At 38.1% G+C, this 954-nt stretch carries 1 protein-coding gene; it reads left to right on the top strand.

Annotated elements, in window-relative coordinates; translation table 11 throughout:
* Positions 1-110: 110 nt before the first annotated feature.
* On the top strand, positions 111-954 hold an 844-nt coding region (locus tag MF4640_RS18775; RefSeq protein WP_078390499.1), incomplete at its 3' end, for a Fic family protein.

The following is a 954-nucleotide window of genomic DNA, read 5'->3' as shown; positions in this document are numbered from 1 at the left end:
TTAAAATGTCCTATAAAAAATGAGCTGATTAATTATCATATTCGGCTCTTGTTATGAGCCGAATAAGTGCTATATTCAACTCATCTGAAATTTTAGATGAGCGATTGAAAATGCAGAAATGGATTTGGCAAGCAGAAAACTGGACAAATTTTACATGGCTAGATTCAGTTATCTTACCTAAAACCAGACAGATACATCAAAAAATAGGGATTATTCTGGGGCAAAGTCAGCATGATTTAGCAAAAGAGCAATTCACCCTAGATACTCTGCTTGCCAATCTTGTTGCTTCATCTGCGATTGAAAACGAAACGATCAATGTTTTTTCACTACGATCATCTCTAGCTCAACGCTTAGGTGTCACACTTGAACAGCCTTATCCAAGCTCAGATCGATCAGAAGGTTTAGCCAATATCATGCTAGATGCGCTTAACGATGTTAAGCAACCATTGACTGTTAATCGTCTCATGCAGTGGCATCGTTGGCTTTTCAATGACCCAGATTGGACAATGCACCGTTTACGCATTGGTCAACTTAGGGGGGCAGAGCCTATGCAGGTCGTTTCAGGTCGATTGGACTATCCTAAAGTGCATTTTGAAGCACCGCCAAGACAAGGCTTAGAAGAACGCTTAAATGCCTTCATAGATTGGTTTAATCAAAGTCTAAATGATTCATTGCTTGATCCTCTGTTACGTGCAGGTATTACCCATTTATGGTTTGTTACCCTACATCCTTTTGATGATGGTAATGGACGTATTACACGTACACTTACAGACCTTTCTTTAGCTCAAATGGATGAACAGAGCATTCGTTTATATGCTATGTCTACTGCGATATTGAATAAACGTAAAAGTTACTATGAGATATTAGAACAAACTCAAAAAAATGATTCTGATATCACCGATTGGCTAGTTTGGTTTTTAGATACATTGAATGATAGCCTTGAAAAAACCTTAG

It is taken from the genome of Acinetobacter sp. MF4640 (assembly GCF_002018895.1).
GTDB lineage: Bacteria > Pseudomonadota > Gammaproteobacteria > Pseudomonadales > Moraxellaceae > Acinetobacter > Acinetobacter johnsonii.
Note: the sequence above shows the minus strand (reverse complement) of the source record. Positions and strands in the feature narration are given on the sequence as shown.